Origin of the sequence: Kineosphaera limosa NBRC 100340, from assembly GCF_000298215.1 — a bacterium.
GTDB classification, from domain to species: Bacteria; Actinomycetota; Actinomycetes; order Actinomycetales; family Dermatophilaceae; genus Kineosphaera; species Kineosphaera limosa.
Genome location: NZ_BAHD01000150.1, coordinates 1 through 2,132, shown reverse-complemented (window position 1 = coordinate 2,132; position 2,132 = coordinate 1). Strand labels below are relative to the sequence as shown.

Sequence of the window (2,132 nt, the reverse complement as noted above, 5' to 3'; positions counted from 1 at the left end):
ACGATCCCCACGGCTACCGAGGCCGGATCCCAGTTCGAAGCAGTGTGATCGACGATGACCGCCCACGGCGCCGCCCACTGGGGTCCGGTGGGTCAGGTCTGGCGCGGAATCACCGAGCGTGATCGAGAAGATCGCCTCGAAACGGTCAGAAAGCGGCCTTCGCGGCCGATAGGGCGAGTGACATGCCCTAGAGCTGTGCGACCCTGAGCCCCCCAACTCGGGAATCGCACGCCGGCTCCCCCTGCCGGCAATTGCAAGAGCCCCCGGAGGCGCGCCCCCCAACGCGCCCTCGGGGGCTCTTGCCCTGTGTGGGGGCGGCTGGTCGGGTTGCATCGAGCCGGATTGCATCGAGCCGGTGAGGCTCGCTCGCCCGCGGCTCAGCCGCGGCGGGCCACGACGACGTACTGGTAGGCGTTCAGCAACGTGGCGACCTCGTCGGCGTCGGCCCCGTAGGCTCGCACGGCGCTCAGCAGCGGCTCGAGGCGCGCCTCGTCTTCCAGCGGCAGCTGCTGCGCGGCGCACGCGTCGAAGGTCCCCATGCCGACGCCCCGCAGCAACTCGGCGATCTCGATCATCGTGAAGAACCGCAGGTTGGCGTGCTGCAGCGGCCCGCCGGCCTGGTACTCCCAGCGGTCCTGCAGCAGCAGCGGCAGGATGACCGACCAGTGTTTGACGTTGGGCACCGTGAGAATGATGGACCCCTGCGGGGTCAGGTACGGCAGCAGCATCCGCAGCAGCGCCTCGGGTTCGGCGACGCGAGCCAGCACGTCGGCGAGCACGATGACGTCGTAGGGGCTGGGCTGCCAGGGCAGCTGCGTGGCGGTCGTCAGGTCGAGTTCGTGCACCTCGTCGAGGCGAGTGCGGGCCAACCGGGCCGCGGCCGCCCCGCCCTCGATGCCGGCGACGTGTGCTCCGGTGGTCGCCTTGATCTGTTGGCCTCGGCTGCCGCTGCCGCAACCGACGTCGAGGACCCGGGTTACCTCGCTCGGCAGGTGCTCGAGCAGTTCGGCGTGGCTCAGATCGAAGCCGGCCGCCAGTGCCGGTGAGCTGCCCAGGTCGGGGCGCGGTTCGCCGTCGGGGGAGCGCAGCCAGATGCGCCGCAACATGCTCGCGCGCAGGTCGGCGGCGCGTTTTCCCTGCCAGACGGCTGCCGCGCTGCGGTACGCCTCGGAGGTCTGTGCCGGCGCTGCGGGCGCCGCGTGGGCTTCGCGGCCAGGCGCGTGCTGATCACGGCGGTGCTGCACGACGTCGATGGGGGCCAGTGCGACGTGAAAGCCCGCCTCGCGGGCGCGGAAACAGAAGTCGATGTCGTAACCACTGGTCCCTCGAAAGGCCGCCTCGTCGAAGCGCAACTGGGCGGTCAGTGACGGCCGCAGCACCATGCAGGTGTCGTCGACGGCGTCGACCGGGGCAAGGCTCGCGCCGTCGGCCGGGCCGGCTCGGACACCGATGATCGCCAGCCGGTCGTCCTGGGCGAACGCGGCGCGGATCTTGGTCAGGAAGCGCGGGTCGGTGATCTCCACCTCGGGGCGAAGCAGCACGACGGCCTCGACGTCCGCCATGTCGAGGCTGGCCGCCAGCATTTGGTTGTACGTGACGGCAATCGGCTTGTCGGTGGATGTGATGAGCGTCGCATCGGCGCCGCCGAATTGGGCGATGGCCGGAAGGCAATGCCGGTCGAAGACCTCCTGGGAGTCGATGCAGACCCCGAAGACGAACACTCGAGCCGCCCTTTCCATCGCGCGAGCGCGCCGCCTCGGCGCGCTCCGATTCGGGTACCCATCGGCAACGTGTCGCCGCCGCTGAGCACGAATACGGGGTCCCGCCGGTTCGCTGGGCCCGGCATCGACCCGCTCTTCTTCGAGTTCAATTGTGGGTCAACTGTCCTGGAAGTCTAAGAATGTGATGTCCAGGACGCTTGTTCATGTATCTATGCTGGCCTGTGCCAACCGTCACATAGAATTTGCCTCACTGGGTTGCGCATTCACTCGAGATTTGGTCATGATGCTTGCAGGCGGCACGAGCGGGGGTGTCTCGAGGGACCGAGATGGTCGTCCGACCAGGGAGTCCTGGCTCGATGCGACCCAGGTGGCGGGTCCTGTCCTCGTGATTCGGAGTTCTTAGGTGAGTGC

Annotated in this window: 1 protein-coding gene; it reads right to left on the bottom strand. The window is 68.5% G+C overall.

Going from position 1 to position 2,132, the window contains the following annotated elements:
* Window positions 1–377 precede the first annotated feature (377 nt).
* Entirely contained in the window at window positions 378–1,739 is a 1,362-nt protein-coding gene (locus tag KILIM_RS21785) for a methyltransferase domain-containing protein (protein WP_083876301.1), read from the bottom strand.
* Between the last annotated feature and the right edge of the window lie 393 nt (window positions 1,740–2,132).

What these genes read in the sequence shown, in the direction of transcription:
- KILIM_RS21785 (WP_083876301.1), bottom strand. Translation starts at nt 1,739, where the DNA reads ATGGAAAGGGCGGCTCGAGTGTTCGTCTTCGGGGTCTGCATCGACTCC.